General features: G+C 61.5%; 15 protein-coding genes. 14 read left to right on the top strand and 1 reads right to left on the bottom strand.

The genetic code is table 11. The features are described 5' to 3' along the window. Positions 1-97 precede the first annotated feature (97 nt). The 3 genes from AO064_RS17110 (at position 98) to AO064_RS17100 (ending at position 2,139) form a co-directional block, all read left to right on the top strand. Positions 98-1,108 carry a class 1 fructose-bisphosphatase gene (locus AO064_RS17110; RefSeq protein ID WP_003237460.1) on the top strand — a complete coding sequence of 337 codons (1,011 nt, stop codon included), beginning with the start codon at positions 98-100 and terminating at the stop codon, positions 1,106-1,108. Between the two features lie 176 nt (positions 1,109-1,284). Further along, positions 1,285-1,539 (top strand): hypothetical protein, encoded by a 255-nt coding sequence (locus tag AO064_RS17105; RefSeq protein ID WP_012721768.1) that lies wholly within the window; start codon positions 1,285-1,287, stop codon positions 1,537-1,539. Between the two features lie 30 nt (positions 1,540-1,569). Continuing rightward, positions 1,570-2,139, top strand: a complete 570-nt coding sequence (locus AO064_RS17100; protein WP_012721769.1) for a lipocalin family protein — start codon at positions 1,570-1,572, stop codon at positions 2,137-2,139. Positions 2,140-2,268: 129 nt separating this feature from the next. Here the strand turns inward: AO064_RS17100 and AO064_RS17095 are convergent, their stop codons facing one another. Next, on the bottom strand, positions 2,269-3,633 hold the full coding sequence (locus AO064_RS17095) for a formimidoylglutamate deiminase (RefSeq protein WP_064054082.1): 1,365 nt from the start codon (positions 3,631-3,633) through the stop codon (positions 2,269-2,271). A 147-nt stretch (positions 3,634-3,780) separates the two neighbouring features. Between AO064_RS17095 and hutC the strand changes: the two genes are divergently transcribed. From hutC to hutI, 11 genes are all read left to right on the top strand, one after another. Continuing rightward, the gene (gene hutC, locus AO064_RS17090) at positions 3,781-4,491 is read left to right on the top strand and encodes a histidine utilization repressor (RefSeq protein ID WP_244159528.1); all 711 of its coding nucleotides are present in this window, start codon (positions 3,781-3,783) and stop codon (positions 4,489-4,491) included. Further along, the gene (locus AO064_RS17085; RefSeq protein WP_064054080.1) at positions 4,488-5,048 is read left to right on the top strand and encodes a HutD/Ves family protein; all 561 of its coding nucleotides are present in this window, start codon (positions 4,488-4,490) and stop codon (positions 5,046-5,048) included. Before hutC ends, AO064_RS17085 begins: the two co-directional genes overlap by 4 nt. 406 nt (positions 5,049-5,454) lie before the next feature. Then, positions 5,455-7,125, top strand: a complete 1,671-nt coding sequence (gene hutU, locus AO064_RS17080) for a urocanate hydratase (protein ID WP_167355329.1) — start codon at positions 5,455-5,457, stop codon at positions 7,123-7,125. 79 nt (positions 7,126-7,204) lie between these two features. Continuing rightward, on the top strand, positions 7,205-8,650 hold the full coding sequence (locus AO064_RS17075) for a purine-cytosine permease family protein (protein WP_012721774.1): 1,446 nt from the start codon (positions 7,205-7,207) through the stop codon (positions 8,648-8,650). A 69-nt stretch (positions 8,651-8,719) separates the two neighbouring features. After that, positions 8,720-9,685 carry an ABC transporter substrate-binding protein gene (locus AO064_RS17070; RefSeq protein ID WP_012721775.1) on the top strand — a complete coding sequence of 322 codons (966 nt, stop codon included), beginning with the start codon at positions 8,720-8,722 and terminating at the stop codon, positions 9,683-9,685. 71 nt (positions 9,686-9,756) lie between these two features. Further along, positions 9,757-10,608 carry an ABC transporter permease gene (locus tag AO064_RS17065; protein ID WP_012721776.1) on the top strand — a complete coding sequence of 284 codons (852 nt, stop codon included), beginning with the start codon at positions 9,757-9,759 and terminating at the stop codon, positions 10,606-10,608. After that, complete coding sequence (locus AO064_RS17060; RefSeq protein ID WP_064054078.1) at positions 10,605-11,429, top strand: quaternary amine ABC transporter ATP-binding protein; 825 nt, start codon at positions 10,605-10,607, stop codon at positions 11,427-11,429. Before AO064_RS17065 ends, AO064_RS17060 begins: the two co-directional genes overlap by 4 nt. A 136-nt stretch (positions 11,430-11,565) precedes the next feature. Then, entirely contained in the window at positions 11,566-13,074 is a 1,509-nt protein-coding gene (hutH, locus tag AO064_RS17055; protein WP_064054077.1) for a histidine ammonia-lyase, read from the top strand. A 33-nt stretch (positions 13,075-13,107) separates the two neighbouring features. After that, positions 13,108-14,634, top strand: a complete 1,527-nt coding sequence (hutH, locus tag AO064_RS17050; RefSeq protein ID WP_156521571.1) for a histidine ammonia-lyase — start codon at positions 13,108-13,110, stop codon at positions 14,632-14,634. A gap of 201 nt (positions 14,635-14,835) precedes the next feature. Continuing rightward, the gene (locus tag AO064_RS17045) at positions 14,836-16,245 is read left to right on the top strand and encodes an amino acid permease (RefSeq protein ID WP_064054076.1); all 1,410 of its coding nucleotides are present in this window, start codon (positions 14,836-14,838) and stop codon (positions 16,243-16,245) included. Between the two features lie 15 nt (positions 16,246-16,260). Further along, on the top strand, positions 16,261-17,466 hold the full coding sequence (hutI, locus tag AO064_RS17040) for an imidazolonepropionase (protein ID WP_064054075.1): 1,206 nt from the start codon (positions 16,261-16,263) through the stop codon (positions 17,464-17,466). Positions 17,467-17,478 lie beyond the last annotated feature (12 nt).

Genomic DNA, 17,478 nt, shown 5'->3' with positions numbered 1-17,478 from the left:
GAACTCTATTGGGTTTAAATCCTCTGATAGGAGGAAATACGCCCCGACTCGCGCTAAACTGCGCGGGTTTTTAGCCCCCCATTCTCCGGAGCCTTCCATGTCCCGCGTTACCTTGAGTCGCTATTTGATTGAGCAGACCCGCAGCAACAACACGCCTGCCGATCTGCGCTTCCTTATCGAAGTGGTGGCGCGTGCCTGCAAGGAAATCAGCCACGCCGTGTCCAAAGGCGCACTGGGTGGTGTCCTGGGCAGCATGGGCACTGAAAACGTGCAAGGCGAAGTGCAGAAGAAGCTCGACGTCATCTCCAACGAGATCCTGCTCGAAGCCAACGAATGGGGCGGTCACCTGGCCGGCATGGCGTCCGAAGAAATGGACAATGCCTACCAGATCCCGGGCAAATACCCGAAAGGCGCGTACCTGCTGGTGTTCGACCCACTGGACGGCTCGTCCAACATCGACATCAACGCACCAGTTGGCACCATCTTCTCGGTACTGCGTTGCCCGAACGAATACCTGAGCCAGAACGAAGCCCTGAACGAAAAGGCCTTCCTGCAGCCAGGCACCGAGCAGGTCGCTGCCGGTTACGCCATCTACGGCCCGCAGACCATGCTGGTGCTGACCCTGGGCGACGGCGTCAAAGGCTTCACCCTGGACCGCGAAATGGGCAGCTTCGTACTGACCCACGAAGACATCACCATTCCTGCATCCACCCAGGAATTTGCGATCAACATGTCCAACCAGCGCCACTGGGAAGAGCCGGTCACGCGTTACGTGGGCGAGTTGATGGCGGGCGAAGAAGGCCCGTTGAAGAAGAACTTCAACATGCGTTGGGTCGCCGCGATGGTGGCTGACGTGCACCGTATCCTGACGCGTGGTGGCTTGTTCATGTACCCACGTGACAGCCGCGAGCCGTCCAAGCCAGGCAAACTGCGCCTGATGTACGAAGCCAACCCAATGTCCTTCCTGGTCGAGCAAGCCGGCGGCGCGTCCACCGATGGCCACCAGCGTATCCTCGACATCCAGCCCGAAGGCCTGCACCAGCGTGTGGCGGTGTTCTTGGGTTCCAAGGAAGAAGTTGAGCGCGTGACGGCCTACCACAAGAAGTAAGTCTTCGCGATAAGTGATCGGCGTTGTTGTGAGCCGGTTCACCCTTGAAGAAGCCCCGAAACGTTTCAGCGTTTTCGGGGCTTTTTTGTTTTTGCTCATCGGGAACCAGAAACCTCTTTTCCCTTCTAAGCTTCTGGCAGACCCCCATGCTGCCCAGTCCCTCCAGGAGTTTTTCCATGTCGTTACGCCGTCTCTCCCTGCTGGCTTTTTGCGTGCTGTTGGCCGCTTGCAGCAAGGTCAACCAAGAAAATTATCAAAAATTGTCGGCTGGCATGGCCAAGACAGAGGTCGAGTCGTTGCTGGGCAAGCCGACTGATTGTTCCGGCGCACTGGGCATGTCCAGTTGCACCTGGGGCGATAAAAACAGCTTTATCAGCGTTCAATATGCCGGTGACAAGGTTCTGATGTTTTCCGGGCAAGGCCTGAAGTAAACCGGGGCGAAAGCCTGCGGGAGAAGAAGAATGATCCGTTTTGTTTTGTTCCTTTGCGCCAGCCTGTTTTTGGCGGGCTGCGCCAGCCATTCTGGCGATGATCTGCAACCCAAGACCGCGAACAACGTCAACCTCAAGCGTTACCAGGGCACCTGGTATGAGTTGGCGCGATTGCCGATGTACTTCCAACGCAACTGCGCACAGTCCGAGGCGCGCTACACGCTGCTGCCGGATGGTGATATGTCGGTGTTCAACCGCTGCCTGACGACCGAATGGAAGTGGGAAGAAGCCAAGGGCACGGCCACGCCGCAAGTGCCGGGCAAGACCGACAAGCTCTGGGTGGAATTCAATAACTGGTTTACCGCCCTGTTGCCCGGCGTTGCCAAGGGCGATTACTGGGTGCTGTACGTCAGCGATGACTACAAGACCGCGATTGTCGGCAGCCCGAGCCGGCGTTACATGTGGATCTTGTCGCGCACGCCGACGGTCAATGCGGACACCCGCGAAGACCTGCTGAGCAGGGCGCGGCAGCAGGGGTATGACACCACACGGCTGATCTGGCGCACGTCGGACAAGCAGATGGCGAAGACCTCGCAGTAACCCTGGACCAGCGCCAATCCAATGTGGGAGGGGGCTTGCTCCCGATTGCAATGTGTCAGTCAGCACGTCTGAAACTGATACACCGCCATCGGGAGCAAGCCCCCTCCCACATGGGTTATGGGTTGCCGGTTAGCCCAGCAAATCCCTCAAGACCTGCGTGAACGCACGGCCGCTTTCTTCCTCGCCGGCATGATGCCCGTCCCGCACCACCCACTTGCCGTTGACCAGCACATCACGCACTTGCCGATCACCGCCTGCGAACAGCCAGCGATTGAGAATCCCGTCCTCTGTCGCTGTCGCCAGGTAAGGGTCGTTACCGTCCAGCACAATCCAATCCGCACGCTTACCCACTGCCAACTGACCAATCGGTTGTCCCAATGCTTGGGCGCCACCGTCCAGGGCGGCATCAAACAGCGTGCGGCCGACCATCGGTTGATCGCTGCGATACAAGCGATTGCGCCGTTGATCACGCAAGCGCTGCCCATATTCCAGCCAACGCAGTTCTTCCACCACGCTCAGTGATACATGGCTGTCGGAACCGATGCCTATGCGTCCGCCCTGGGCGAGGTAGTCCACCGCCGGGAAAATCCCGTCACCCAGGTTGGCCTCGGTGGTCAGGCACAAGCCGGCAATGGCGCGGCTCTTGGCCATCCGTGTCACTTCGTCTGCGTCGGCATGCGTGGCGTGCACTAGGCACCAGCGTTCATCGATGTCGACATTGTCATAGAGCCATTGCAGCGGGCGCTTGCCGCTCCAGGCCAGGCAGTCGTCGACTTCTTTCTGTTGTTCGGCGATGTGGATATGCACCGGGCACGCCTTGTCGCTGGCGGCCAGCACGTCACTGATTTGCTGTGGCGTGACCGCGCGCAACGAGTGGAAGCACAGGCCCAATTGCTGCGCCGGTTGCGCCGCGAGAACCGGCCGCAGGCGTGCTTGCAGGTCCAGGTAGTGTTCAGTGCTGTTGATAAACCGGCGCTGACCCTCATTGGGCGCCTGGCCGCCAAAACCGGAATGGGTATAGAGCACCGGCACCAGCGTCAAGCCGATCCCGCTGCTGGCCGCTGCCTGGCTGATCTGGCGCGACAGTTCCGTGCGGTCGGCATACGGCTGGCCGCTGACGTCATGGTGCACATAGTGAAACTCGGCCACGGACGTGTAGCCGGCCTTGAGCATCTCGATGTACAGCTGGCGCGCGATCACCTGCAATTGATCCGGGCTGATCTTGCCCACCATGCGGTACATCAGGTCGCGCCAGGTCCAGAAACTGTCATTCGGGTTGCCGGCGACTTCGGCCAAACCGGCCATGGCACGTTGGAATGCATGGGAGTGCAGGTTTGGCATGCCCGCCAATACCGGGCCTCTTAGCCGTTCGGCACCCTCTGCGCTGGCGTTGGCCTCAACCTGTGTCAGCAGCCCATCGGCGCTGACTTCAAGACGTACATCATTGGCCCATCCATTAGGCAGCAGCGCGCGTTCGGCAAAGAAAGCGGACATGATCAAGGCACCCCGGTCGTGTGTTTATTTGTATATACATATACAGACGTTTGCCTGCTCGGTAAACTCCGGCAATCTATGCATCTTTTCCCCCTGCAAGGATTCCCTGTGCCGACTCCGCCCGCCAAGTCTCCACTGGCTGCCCACATGGACGAAAGTCCGGCGCCCTTGTATGCCCGTGTCAAACAGATGATCAGCCAGCAGATCCTCAACGGCAACTGGCCGCCCCATTACCGCGTGCCGTCGGAGAGTGAACTGGTCAGCCAGCTGGGTTTCAGCCGCATGACCATCAACCGCGCCCTGCGCGAGCTCACCGCCGAAGGTCTGCTGGTGCGCATGCAAGGAGTGGGCACTTTCGTCGCCGAGCCCAAGAGCCAATCCGCGCTGTTCGAAGTGCACAACATTGCCGATGAGATCGAATCTCGCGGTCATCGCCATACGTGCCAGGTCATCACCCTGGGTGAAGAGGCCGCCGGTTCCGAGCGCGCTGTCGCCCTGGAAATGCGCGAAGGCGGTCGGGTGTTCCACTCGCTGATCGTGCACTTCGAAAACGATATCCCCGTGCAAATCGAAGACCGCTTCGTCAACGCCCTGGTCGCGCCGGAATACCTGCAGCAGGATTTCACCCAGCAGACGCCCTATGCCTATTTGAACCAAGTGGCGCCGCTGACCGAAGGTGAGCACGTGGTTGAAGCCATCCTCGCCGACGCCGCCGAATGCAAGTTGCTGCAGATCGAGCCTACCGAGCCATGCCTGTTGATTCGCAGGCGCACCTGGTCTGGCCGTCAGCCGGTGACTGCCGCGCGTTTGATCCACCCCGGTTCCCGTCATAGCTTGGAAGGACGTTTCAGTAAATGAGTGCAATAAGCGTCTGGCGCGCCGTCGATTACGTGCGCATGCCGTGGAAAAACGGCGGTGGCAGTACCGAAGAAATCACCCGTGATGCAGGCACCGGCCTGGAGGGTTTTGGCTGGCGCCTGTCGATTGCCGATATTGGTGAGTCGGGCGGGTTTTCCAGCTTCGCCGGCTACCAGCGCGTGATCACCGTGATCCAAGGTGCCGGCATGGTGTTGACCGTTGATGGTGAAGAGCAGCGCGGGTTGTTACCGCTGCAACCCTTTGCGTTCAAGGGTGACAGCCAGGTGTCCTGCCGATTGATCACGGGGCCGATCCGCGATTTCAACCTGATCTATTCGCCAGAGCGTTACCACGCGCGGTTGCAGTGGGTGGATGGCGTGCAGCGGTTTTTCAGCACGGCGCAGACGGTGTTGGTGTTCAGCGTGGCGGATGAAGTGAAGGTGTTGGGCGAGAAACTCGGCCATCACGATTGCCTGCAAGTGGACGGTAACGCTGGCTTGCTGGATATCTCGGTCACGGGCCGTTGCTGCATCATTGAACTGACCCAACGCGGTTAAAAAATGTGGGAGGGGGCTTGCCCCCGATAGCAGTGTTTCAGTCATAGATGCACCGACTGATCCACCGCCATCGGGGGCAAGCCCCCTCCCACATTTGTTTTTGCGCTGTTTACATAATCTGTTTCCAGTCCTCGCACCAATTTGTTACCGAATGCCCCAGTGTGGCGCAAAACCTCGCTCTGGTGACAAACCTCCCTCGCCGTAAACCTGCCTCTTAAGAAATTTCATCATGCCTTGAAGCCTTAATTTCCAAGGCTTGCACGCATTTTCCAAAAAAATCCAAACACCTCGCCGAGAAAGTTGGCCGCTCGATTGCATATGCTTGTATGTACAAGTAAAGATGTGTGCGTAAGAGTCGTCTTCGCACTCACCAAGCATGCGCATCGATCGCCGAGGAGTCCTAGCTGTGACCAAGCCTACAAAATACCGTGACGTCGAAATCCGTGCCGCCCACGGTAACAAGCTCACCGCCAAAAGCTGGCTGACTGAAGCGCCGCTGCGCATGCTGATGAACAACCTCGACCCGCAAGTGGCCGAGAACCCAAAAGAATTGGTGGTGTACGGCGGTATCGGCCGTGCGGCACGTAACTGGGAGTGCTACGACCAGATCGTCGAGAGCCTCACCCACCTGAACGACGACGAAACCCTGCTGGTGCAATCCGGTAAACCGGTCGGTGTGTTCAAGACCCACAGCAATGCCCCGCGTGTACTGATCGCCAACTCCAACCTGGTGCCGCACTGGGCGAGCTGGGAACACTTCAACGAACTGGATGCCAAGGGCCTGGCCATGTATGGCCAGATGACCGCCGGCAGCTGGATCTACATCGGCAGCCAAGGCATCGTCCAGGGCACCTATGAAACCTTCGTCGAAGCCGGTCGCCAGCACTACGATTCAAACCTCAAAGGCCGTTGGGTGCTCACCGCCGGTCTCGGCGGCATGGGCGGTGCCCAGCCGTTGGCTGCAACCCTGGCCGGTGCGTGCTCGCTGAACATCGAGTGCCAGCAGGTCAGCATCGATTTCCGCCTGAACAGCCGTTACGTCGACGAACAAGCCACCGACCTCGACGACGCGCTGGCGCGTATCGCCAAATACACCCGGGAAGGCAAGGCTATCTCCATCGCCCTGCTGGGTAACGCGGCGGAAATCCTGCCGGAACTGGTCAAGCGTGGCGTACGCCCGGACATGGTCACCGACCAGACCAGCGCCCACGACCCACTCAACGGCTACCTGCCGGCCGGCTGGACCTGGGACGAATACCGCGCCCGCGCGAAGACCGAGCCCGCCGCCGTGATCAAGGCCGCCAAGCAATCGATGGCCGTGCACGTCAAAGCCATGCTCGCGTTCCAGAAACAAGGCATCCCGACCTTCGACTACGGCAACAACATCCGCCAGATGGCCCAGGAAGAAGGCGTGGAAAACGCATTCGACTTCCCAGGCTTCGTACCGGCCTACATCCGTCCACTGTTCTGCCGTGGCGTCGGCCCGTTCCGTTGGGCGGCTCTGTCCGGCGACCCGCAAGACATCTACAAGACCGACGCCAAAGTCAAAGAGCTGATCCCGGACGACGCCCACCTGCACAACTGGCTGGACATGGCCCGCGAACGCATCAGCTTCCAGGGCCTGCCGGCGCGTATCTGCTGGGTTGGCCTGGGCCAGCGCGCCAAGCTCGGCCTGGCGTTCAACGAAATGGTGCGCAGCGGCGAGCTGTCGGCTCCGGTCGTGATCGGCCGTGACCACCTGGACTCCGGCTCGGTCGCCAGCCCGAACCGCGAAACCGAAGCCATGCAGGACGGCTCCGACGCTGTGTCCGACTGGCCGCTGCTCAACGCCTTGCTCAACACCGCCAGCGGCGCGACCTGGGTCTCGCTGCACCACGGCGGCGGCGTGGGCATGGGCTTCTCCCAGCACTCCGGCATGGTGATCGTCTGCGACGGTACCGACGAAGCGGCTGAGCGGATCGCGCGCGTACTGCACAACGACCCGGCCACCGGGGTGATGCGTCACGCCGATGCCGGCTACCAGATCGCGATCGACTGCGCCAAGGAACAGGGCCTGAACCTGCCGATGATCAAGTAACCCAGGTGGGAGGGGGCAAGCCCCCTCCCACATTTGATCTGCAGTGAACCAGAAAACAATCCATCAGAGGTTGAACAACATGGCTGCAAATGACACCACCCCGTTGATCGAAAGGCGTTCGATCGACTACATCCCGGAAGTGGAAAGACACGGTCGTCTGTTGAGCCAGTTCACCCTATGGATGGGCGCCAACCTGCAAATCACCGCGATTGTCACCGGGGCCCTGGCCGTGGTGCTGGGCGGTGATGTGTTCTGGTCGTTGATCGGTCTGTTGATCGGTCAACTCATCGGCGGCGGTGTCATGGCGCTGCATGCGGCGCAAGGTCCCAAGCTTGGCCTGCCGCAGATGATCTCCAGCCGGGTTCAGTTCGGCGTTTACGGCGCGGCCATCCCGATCGTGCTGGTGTGCCTGATGTACCTCGGTTTCACCGCCACCGGCACCGTGCTTTCCGGCCAGGCGCTGGGCCAGTTGTTTGGGGTCAGCGACAGCGTCGGCATCCTGATCTTCGCCAGTGTCATTGTGCTGGTCACCGTGCTGGGTTACCGGGTAATCCATTTCATCGGCCGCGTCGCCAGCGTCATTGGCGTGATTGCCTTTGTCTACCTGTTCAGTCGCCTGGTGAGCCAGACCGACGTTGGCGCCCTCCTGCAAATCCGTCACTTCAGTTGGAGCAGCTTCCTGCTGGCGGTGTCGCTCGCGGCCTCCTGGCAGATCGCTTTCGGCCCTTACGTGGCGGACTATTCACGCTACCTGCCGAGCGCGACGTCTTCGGTGAAAACCTTCCTCGCCGCCGGCGCCGGTTCGGTCATTGGCGCGCAGGTGGCGATGGTCCTCGGCGTGTTTGCCGCGGCCATGTCCAACGGGCAGTTCGCCGGTCACGAAGTGGCCTACATCGTGGGTTTGAGCGGTACCGGTGCCACCGCGGCGCTGCTGTACTTCAGCATCGCGTTCGGCAAGGTCACCATCTCTACGCTGAACTCCTACGGCAGCTTCATGTGCATTGCGACCATCATCAGCGGCTTCCGTGGCCGCCTCGAGGTCACGCGCCTGCAACGCCTGGTGTTCGTGTTGGTCATCGTCGGCACCGCGACCCTGATCGCGTTGCTCGGCCAGCACTCGTTCCTCGGTGCGTTCAAGTCTTTCATCCTGTTCCTGCTGGCGTTCTTTACGCCCTGGAGTGCGATCAACCTGGTGGACTACTACTGCATCACTCGCGAGCGTTATGACGTGCCGGCGCTGGCCGACCCGAACGGTCGCTACGGCCGCTGGAACCTGCTCGGTATCAGCGTCTATGTGTTCGGCGTGCTGGTGCAATTGCCGTTCATCTCCACCAAGTTCTACACCGGCCCCTTGGTGGCCGCGCTGGGTGACGTGGACATTTCCTGGATCATCGGTCTGGTACTGCCAGCAGCCCTGTATTACCTGTGTGCGAAAAAATGGCACGGCACAGTGCCCGATCACCTGATCCTGCCGGTAGAGCAGGGCGCTACACCAACAACAAACGGGCTGGCCGCACAAGCCTGATGGGACGTGGACAGGGCAGGATGCCTACTGACTGCCGTAATCCATTTCAAGATTGGGAGCGTCACAACAATGAAAATGCATAAGACCCTGCTGGCCACCTTGCTCTCTGCAGGTTTGCTGGCCAGCGCTGGCGCCCAGGCGGCCGGCTGGTGCGAATCCGGCAAACCGGTGAAATTTGCCGGCCTGAACTGGGAAAGCGGCATGTTGCTCACCGACATCCTGCAAACCGTGCTGGAAAAAGGCTACGACTGCAAAACCGACAGCCTGCCGGGTAACTCCATCACCATGGAAAACGCCCTGAGCAGCAACGATATCCAAGTGTTTGCCGAAGAATGGGTCGGCCGCAGTGAAGTCTGGAACAAGGCCGAGAAGGCCGGCAAAGTCGTTGGCGTCGGTGCCCCGATTGTCGGCGCCATCGAGGGCTGGTACGTGCCGCGCTACGTGATCGAAGGCGACGCCAAGCGCAAGTTGGAACCCAAGGCCCCGGACCTGAAAAATATCGCCGACCTGGCCAAATACGCCTCGGTGTTCAAGGACCAGGAAGAGCCGTCCAAGGGCCGCTTCTACAACTGCCCGGCCGGCTGGACCTGCGAGCTGGACAACAGCGAAATGCTGAAGAGCTACGGCCTGGAAAGCACCTACACCAACTTCCGCCCAGGCACCGGCCCGGCGCTGGATGCGGCGGTGCTGTCGAGCTACAAGCGCGGCGAGCCGATCCTGTTTTACTACTGGTCGCCCACGCCGCTGATGGGCCAGGTCGACCTGGTCAAGCTGGAAGAAAAACCCGGCGTGGATAAAAGCGTGAGCATCAAGGTTGGCCTGTCCAAGGCTTTCCACGAGCAAGCCCCGGAATTGGTGGCCGTGCTGGAAAAGGTCAACCTGCCCATCGACCTGCTGAACCAGAACCTGGGTCGCATGGCCAAGGAGCGAATTGAGTCGCCGAAACTGGCGAAAATTTTCCTCAAGGAACATCCTGAAGTCTGGCACGCCTGGGTGAGTGAAGACGCAGCCAAGAAAATCGACGCGGCCTTGTAGGTCAAGCGTGCCCGGCTACCCTGAGGGGCAGCCGGGCGCCTGGCCACAACCCACTGGATCGAGAGCACGCTATGTTTCCTGAGAGTTTTACGTTTTCCATCGCCGACTGGGTCAACGGTTGGGTGGACTCACTGGTCACCAACTACGGCGATGTGTTCCGGCACATCTCCGACACCCTGCTATGGGCCATCGTCAATCTGGAAGGGTTGCTGCGCGCAGCCCCCTGGTGGCTGATGCTGGCCATCGTCGGCGCGGTTGCCTGGCACGCCACCCGCAAGGTGGTGACCACGGCGGTGATCGTCGGTTTGCTGTTCCTGGTGGGCGCGGTTGGCCTGTGGGACAAGCTGATGCAAACCCTGGCGCTGATGATGGTCGCCACGGTGATCTCGGTGCTGATTGGCATTCCGTTGGGCATTCTGTCGGCGCGCAGCAATCGCCTGCGTTCGGTGCTGATGCCGTTGCTCGACATCATGCAGACCATGCCCAGCTTCGTGTACCTGATCCCGGTGCTGATGCTGTTCGGCCTGGGCAAGGTCCCGGCGATTTTTGCCACGGTGATCTACGCCGCGCCGCCGCTGATCCGCCTCACCGACCTGGGCATTCGCCAAGTTGACGGCGAAGTCATGGAAGCGATCAACGCCTTTGGTGCCAACCGCTGGCAGCAACTGTTCGGCGTGCAGCTGCCGCTGGCGTTGCCGAGCATCATGGCCGGTATCAACCAGACCACCATGATGGCGCTGTCGATGGTGGTGATCGCCTCGATGATCGGCGCCCGTGGCTTGGGTGAAGACGTGCTCGTCGGCATCCAGACCCTCAACGTTGGCCGAGGCCTCGAAGCCGGGCTGGCGATCGTGATTCTCGCCGTGGTCATCGACCGCATTACCCAGGCCTATGGTCGTCCACGACACGAGGCGAGCAAATGACTACTGTCAGCAAAATCGAAGTTAAAAACGTCTTCAAGATCTTCGGCGCGCGCTCCAAAGATGCGCTGGCCATGGTCGGGCAGGGCAAGACCAAGGATCAGGTACTGGCCGAGACCGGTTGTGTGGTCGGCGTGAACGACCTGTCCCTGAGCATCGGCACCGGTGAGATCTTCGTGATCATGGGCCTGTCGGGCTCGGGCAAATCCACCTTGGTGCGCCACTTCAATCGCTTGATCGACCCGACCAGCGGCGCGATCCTGGTGGACGGCGAAGACATCCTGCAACTGGACATGGAAGCCCTGCGCCAATTCCGCCGGCACAAGATCAGCATGGTGTTCCAGAGCTTCGGCCTGCTGCCCCACAAGAGCGTGCTCGACAACGTCGCCTACGGCCTCAAGGTGCGTGGTGAAACCAAGCAGGTGTGCGCCGAACGCGCCCTGCACTGGATCGAAACCGTGGGCCTCAAGGGCTACGAAAACAAATACCCGCACCAGCTTTCCGGCGGCATGCGCCAGCGTGTGGGCCTGGCTCGCGCACTGGCGGCCGACACCGACATTATCCTGATGGACGAAGCCTTCAGCGCCCTCGACCCGCTGATCCGCGCCGAGATGCAGGACCAGTTGCTGGAGCTGCAAAAGACCCTGCACAAAACCATCGTATTTATCACCCACGACCTCGACGAGGCCGTGCGCATCGGCAACCGCATTGCGATCCTCAAGGACGGCAAGCTGATCCAGGTCGGCACGCCTCGGGAGATCCTGCATTCGCCGGCGGATGAGTATGTGGATCGGTTTGTTCAGCGGCGGGTGGCGGTGGTCTGACCTGGATTTGTTGGTGAGGCTGATGGCCTTATCGGGGGCAAGCCCCCTCCCACAGGGGAATGCATTCCAAATGTGGGAGGGGGCTTGCCCCCGATAGGGCCGGTAAGGCTGCACAAGAATTGAAGAGAGTACGAAGATGTCCCAGGCAACAACAATCACCCTCGCCGATACGCCATTGCGCTGGCAGGACGTAGTCGCCGTCGCCCGCCACGGCGCGGTGCTCGAGCTCTCGGGCCAGGCCTGGGCGCGCATCGACAACGCCCAGGCCATCGTGCAGCGCATCGTCACCCGCGGTGAGCGCGCCTATGGCGTGAACACCGGCCTGGGCGCGCTGTGCAATGTATCGCTCAAGGGCGAGCAACTCAGCCAGCTGTCGCGCAACACCTTGCTCAGCCATGCCTGCGGCGTCGGCCCGGCATTGAGCGACGAGCAGACCCGCGCAATCATCTGCGCGGCCATCATCAACTACAGCCATGGCAAATCCGGCCTGCATCCGCAAGTGGTGCACTCGCTGCTGGCGCTGCTCAACCACGGCATTACGCCGCAAGTGCCCTCCCAGGGCTCAGTGGGTTACCTGACCCATATGGCCCACGTCGGCGTGGCCTTGCTGGGTGTGGGCAATGTGAGTTACCGCGGTCAGATCGTTCCCGCTCAAGAGGCATTAAGTGCGGAAGGCTTGCAGCCGGTGGTGCTCGGCGCCAAGGACGGCCTGTGCCTGGTCAACGGCACGCCGTGCATGACCGGCCTGAGCTGCCTGGCCCTGGCTGATGCGCATCACTTGCTGCAATGGGCCGACGTGATCGGCGCCATGAGTTTCGAAGCCCAGCGCGGGCAGATCGATGCGTTCGATGAAGAAATCATCGCGCTCAAGCCGCACCCTGGCATGCAGCACGTGGGGATGAACCTGCGCGCCTTGCTCGATGGCAGCGAAGTGATCGCCAGCAGCAAAGGCATTCGCACCCAGGACGCCCTGAGCATCCGCTCGATCCCGCAGATCCACGGTGCGGCGCGCGACCAGGTGGCGCACGCCACCCGTCAAATCGAGACCGAACTCAACAGCGCCACCGATAACCCGTTGGTGCTCGGCACACCGGACAACTATCGCGTGGTGTCCCAGGCCAACCCGCATGGGCAATCCGTGGCGTTGGCGGCGGACATGCTGGCGATTGCCATGGCTGAAATCGGCTCAGTGGCCGAACGCCGCCTGGATCGCCTGATCAACCCGCACGTCAGCGGCCTGCCGGCGTTCCTGGTGAGCAACCCCGGGGTCAACTCCGGGATGATGATTGTGCAGTACGTCGCCGCTTCACTGTGTGGGCAAAACCGCCAACTGGCGCAACCGGCGGTGCTCGACAACTTCGTCACCTCGGGCCTGCAGGAAGACCACCTGAGCATGGGCACCAATGCCGCGCTCAAGCTGCATCAGGTATTGGCCAACGTCACTCAGATCCTCGCCATCGAGTATTTGCTGGCGGCCCAGGCGTTCGAATTTTTGAAAGACCAGCACTTCGGCGTGGGCACCGACCGCGCCTGGCGCCTGTTGCGTGAAGTGGTGCCGGCCTATGAACAGGACCGCTGGCTGGCGCCGGACATTGCGGCGGCTGCCCAGGTGCTCAAAGACACCGCATTACCCAATTTGCACTGAAGACTTATTCAAAAAGAACAATTCACAAGGAGTATGAATGTGACTGCGCTAAACCTGATTCCAGGCCAGCTGAGCCTTGCCCAACTGCGCGCCATCTACCAGCAGCCGGTAACCCTGCGCCTGGATGACAGCGCCACGGCGCAGATCGAAGCCAGTGTGGCCTGCGTGGAGCAGATTCTCGCCGAGAACCGCACCGCCTACGGCATCAACACCGGTTTTGGCCTGCTGGCCTCGACCCGCATCGCCAGCGAAGACCTGGAAAACCTCCAGCGTTCGCTGGTGCTGTCCCACGCCGCCGGCGTCGGTGAGCCGATCAGCGATGCACTGGTGCGACTGGTCATGGTGCTCAAGGTCAACAGCCTGAGCCGTGGGTTCTCCGGGATCCGCCGCCAGGTGATCGACGGGCTGATCGCGCTGATCAACGCCGAGGTGTACCCGCACATCCCGTTGAAAGGTTCGGTCGGCGCTTCCGGCGACCTGGCGCCGCTGGCGCACATGTCCCTGGTGCTGCTCGGCGAAGGCAAGGCGCGTTACAAAGGCGAATGGCTGGAAGCGACCGAAGCGTTGAAAGTCGCGGGCCTGACGCCGCTGACCCTCGCCGCCAAGGAAGGCCTGGCGCTGCTCAACGGCACCCAGGTGTCCACCGCCTATGCCCTGCGTGGCCTGTTCGAAGGCGAAGACTTGTTCGCCGGCGCCCTGGCCTGCGGCGGCCTCACCGTGGAGGCGGTGCTGGGTTCGCGTTCGCCGTTCGATGCGCGCATCCACGCGGCTCGCGGCCAACGCGGCCAGATCGATTCCGCTGCGGCCTATCGCGACCTGCTGGGTGAAAGCAGCCAGGTGTCCCAGTCGCACCAGAACTGCGACAAGGTCCAGGACCCGTACTCCCTGCGCTGCCAGCCACAAGTCATGGGCGCGTGCCTGACCCAGTTCCGCCAGGCTGCTGAAGTGCTGGTGGTCGAAGCCAACGCGGTGTCGGATAACCCGCTGGTGTTCGCCGCTGAAGGCGACGTGATTTCCGGCGGCAACTTCCACGCCGAGCCCGTGGCCATGGCTGCCGACAACATGGCGCTGGCCATTGCCGAAATCGGTTCCCTGAGCGAGCGTCGTATCTCGCTGATGATGGACAAGCACATGTCGCAACTGCCGCCGTTCCTGGTCGGCAATGGCGGGGTGAATTCCGGTTTCATGATCGCCCAAGTGACCGCCGCCGCACTCGCCAGCGAGAACAAGGCGCTGGCTCATCCCCATAGCGTCGACAGCCTGCCGACTTCCGCCAACCAGGAAGACCATGTGTCGATGGCCCCGGCTGCCGGCAAACGCCTGTGGGAAATGGCCGAGAACACTCGTGGCATTCTCGCCGTGGAGTGGCTGGCCGCGTGCCAGGGCCTGGACCTGCGCGAAGGTCTGAAAACCTCACCGAAGCTGGAAAAAGCGCGTGGGATTTTGCGCGACAAAGTGGCGTTCTACGACAAGGACCGCTTCTTCGCCCCGGACATCAACGCCGCCAGCGAATTGCTCGCCACTCGCTGCCTGAATGAGCTGGNCCTGCCGAGCCTGTAACCGCAACACCCTGTAGTGAGCGGGCTTGCCCCGCGCTGGGCTGCGCAGCAGCCCCAAAACCTGCCGTCGCGTTCTGTCTGAAGACATGCGGTGGCCATTTCAGGGCTGCTTCGCAGCCCAGCGCGGGGCAAGCCCGCTCACTACAGTTGTCAGGCGCCAGGTTTGGATTTTTCTCAGGATAAGAATAATTAAGGACGAGAAATGCAACAGCAAGAAAAGGGTTTGAAACGCGGGCTCAGCGCCCGACATATTCGCTTCATGGCACTCGGTTCCGCGATCGGCACCGGGCTGTTCTATGGCTCTGCCTCTGCGATCCAGATGGCGGGCCCCGCTGTGCTGCTGGCCTACCTGATCGGCGGCGCCGCCGTGTTCATGGTGATGCGCGCCCTCGGCGAAATGGCCGTGCACAACCCGGTCGCCGGCTCCTTCGGCCAGTACGCCAGCACCTACCTGGGCCCAATGGCGGGGTTTATCCTCGGTTGGACCTACGCCTTTGAAATGATCATCGTCTGCCTGGCCGACGTCACCGCCTTCGGCATCTACATGGGCTTCTGGTTTCCCGACGTCGCGCGCTGGGTCTGGGTCCTCGGCATTGTGTTTCTGATCGGCGGCCTGAACCTGTGCAACGTCAAAGTGTTTGGCGAAATGGAGTTCTGGCTGTCGCTGCTCAAGGTCGGCGCCATCGTCGCGATGATCCTCGGCGGTTTCGGCATCATGCTGTTCGGCATCCATTCGGCCGGTGACACCCAGGCCAGCGGTCTCAGCAACCTGTGGGCCCACGGTGGCTTCATGCCCAATGGCATCGGCGGCCTGATCGCCTCGTTCGCGGTGGTGATGTTCGCTTTTGGCGGCATTGAAATCATCGGTATTACCGCCGGCGAAGCCAAGGACCCGCAACGCGTGATCCCCAAGGCGATCAACGCGGTGCCGCTGCGTATCCTGTTGTTCTACGTGCTGACCTTGTTTGTGTTGATGGCGATCTACCCATGGCCGCAGATCGGCAGCCAGGGCAGCCCGTTCGTGCAGATCTTCAGCAACCTGGGCATCGGCTCGGCGGCGACCATCCTCAACATCGTGGTGATCTCGGCAGCCGTCTCGGCCATCAACAGCGACATCTTCGGCGCCGGCCGCATGATGTACGGTCTGGCCCAACAAGGGCAGGCGCCCAAGGGCTTTGCGCAGTTGTCCAAGCACGGCGTGCCGTGGATGACCGTGGTGGTGATGGGCGCGGCGCTGCTGGGCGGTGTGGTGCTCAACTACCTGATCCCGGAAAACGTGTTCCTGCTGATCGCCTCGATCGCGACCTTCGCCACTGTGTGGGTCTGGCTGATGATCCTGTTCACCCAGGTCGCGATGCGCCGCTCGATGACCCAGGAACAAGTCGCCGAGCTGAAATTCCCCGTGCCGTTCTGGCCTTATGCGCCTGCGGCCGCCATCGTCTTCATGCTGTTCGTGTTTGGCGTGCTGGGTTACTTCCCGGACACCCAGGCCGCTTTGCTGGTCGGTGCCGTGTGGATCGTGCTGCTGGTGGTTGCTTACCTGTTGTGGGTCAAGCCTGCAGCCGGGCAAGCGGCCAAGGTGCACTGCGACCCGGCTTTGTCTCATCGTTAATCTAGGGAGGTGTTGATGAAAACGCTTTGGCAACACTGCCACGTCGCAACCATGGCCCAGGGCAAATACTCGATCATCGAGGACGCCGCCCTGGTGACCGCTGGTTCGCTCATCGAGTGGATCGGCCCCCGCAGCCAGGTACCGACGGCGGATTACGCCCAGGTGCATGACCTGCAAGGCGCGTGGGTCACCCCCGGGCTGATCGACTGTCACACCCACACGGTGTTCGGTGGCAACCGCAGCGGCGAATTCGAGCAGCGCCTCGAAGGTGTCAGCTACGCCGAGATCGCCGCCAAGGGCGGCGGTATTGCCAGCACCGTGCGTGCCACCCGCGCGGCGACGGAAGATGAACTGTTTGCCAGCGCTGAAAAGCGCTTGCGCAGTCTGCTGCGCGACGGCGTCACCACGGTGGAGATCAAGTCCGGCTATGGGCTGGACCTGGTCAACGAACGCAAAATGCTGCGAGTGGCCCGTCGCCTCGGCGAAGCGCTGCCGGTCAGCGTGCGCGCCACGTGCCTGGCGGCCCACGCGTTGCCGCCGGAGTACAAGGACCGCGCCGACGATTACATCGACCACATCTGCACCGAAATGCTGCCGGCTTTGGCGGCCGAAGGCTTGGTGGACGCGGTGGATGCGTTCTGCGAATACCTGGCGTTCTCCACCGAGCAGGTGGAGCGCGTGTTCAAAGTCGCCCAGCAACTGGGCCTGCCGGTGAAGCTGCACGCCGAACAGCTTTCGTCGCTGCACGGCTCCAGCCTCGCGGCGCGTTACCACGCGTTGTCGGCGGACCACCTGGAATTCATGACCGAAGAAGACGCCATCGCCATGGCCGCCTCCGGCACCGTCGCGGTCTTGCTGCCCGGCGCGTTCTACTTCCTGCGCGAAACCCAGTTGCCGCCGATGGAGGCCTTGCGCAAACACGGTGTGAAAATCGCCATCGCCAGCGATCTCAACCCCGGCACGTCCCCAGCGCTGTCGGTGCGCCTGATGCTCAACATGGCTTGCACGCTGTTCCGCATGACCCCGGAGGAAGCCCTCGCCGGTGCTACGCAACATGCCGCCACTGCGCTGGGCATGGGCGACACTCATGGTTCGTTGGAAGTGGGCAAGGTTGCGGATTTTGTGGCCTGGCAGATCGATCGCCCTGCCGACCTGGCCTATTGGCTGGGTGGCGAGCTGGATAAACGCGTCGTGCGCCACGGCGTCGACGTCACTGTTTGAGGAGTATTGCTT

The organism is Pseudomonas marginalis (genome assembly GCF_001645105.1).
GTDB lineage: Bacteria > Pseudomonadota > Gammaproteobacteria > Pseudomonadales > Pseudomonadaceae > Aquipseudomonas > Aquipseudomonas petroselini.
This window is presented reverse-complemented; position numbering and strand designations above follow the sequence as displayed.

What these genes read in the sequence shown, in the direction of transcription:
- AO064_RS17110 (WP_003237460.1), top strand. Translation starts at nt 98, where the DNA reads ATGTCCCGCGTTACCTTGAGTCGCTATTTGATTGAGCAGACCCGCAGC.
- AO064_RS17105 (WP_012721768.1), top strand. Translation starts at nt 1,285, where the DNA reads ATGTCGTTACGCCGTCTCTCCCTGCTGGCTTTTTGCGTGCTGTTGGCC.
- AO064_RS17100 (WP_012721769.1), top strand. Translation starts at nt 1,570, where the DNA reads ATGATCCGTTTTGTTTTGTTCCTTTGCGCCAGCCTGTTTTTGGCGGGC.
- AO064_RS17095 (WP_064054082.1), bottom strand. Translation starts at nt 3,633, where the DNA reads ATGTCCGCTTTCTTTGCCGAACGCGCGCTGCTGCCTAATGGATGGGCC.
- hutC (WP_244159528.1), top strand. Translation starts at nt 3,781, where the DNA reads ATGGACGAAAGTCCGGCGCCCTTGTATGCCCGTGTCAAACAGATGATC.
- AO064_RS17085 (WP_064054080.1), top strand. Translation starts at nt 4,488, where the DNA reads ATGAGTGCAATAAGCGTCTGGCGCGCCGTCGATTACGTGCGCATGCCG.
- AO064_RS17075 (WP_012721774.1), top strand. Translation starts at nt 7,205, where the DNA reads ATGGCTGCAAATGACACCACCCCGTTGATCGAAAGGCGTTCGATCGAC.
- AO064_RS17070 (WP_012721775.1), top strand. Translation starts at nt 8,720, where the DNA reads ATGAAAATGCATAAGACCCTGCTGGCCACCTTGCTCTCTGCAGGTTTG.
- AO064_RS17065 (WP_012721776.1), top strand. Translation starts at nt 9,757, where the DNA reads ATGTTTCCTGAGAGTTTTACGTTTTCCATCGCCGACTGGGTCAACGGT.
- AO064_RS17060 (WP_064054078.1), top strand. Translation starts at nt 10,605, where the DNA reads ATGACTACTGTCAGCAAAATCGAAGTTAAAAACGTCTTCAAGATCTTC.
- hutH (WP_064054077.1), top strand. Translation starts at nt 11,566, where the DNA reads ATGTCCCAGGCAACAACAATCACCCTCGCCGATACGCCATTGCGCTGG.
- AO064_RS17045 (WP_064054076.1), top strand. Translation starts at nt 14,836, where the DNA reads ATGCAACAGCAAGAAAAGGGTTTGAAACGCGGGCTCAGCGCCCGACAT.
- hutI (WP_064054075.1), top strand. Translation starts at nt 16,261, where the DNA reads ATGAAAACGCTTTGGCAACACTGCCACGTCGCAACCATGGCCCAGGGC.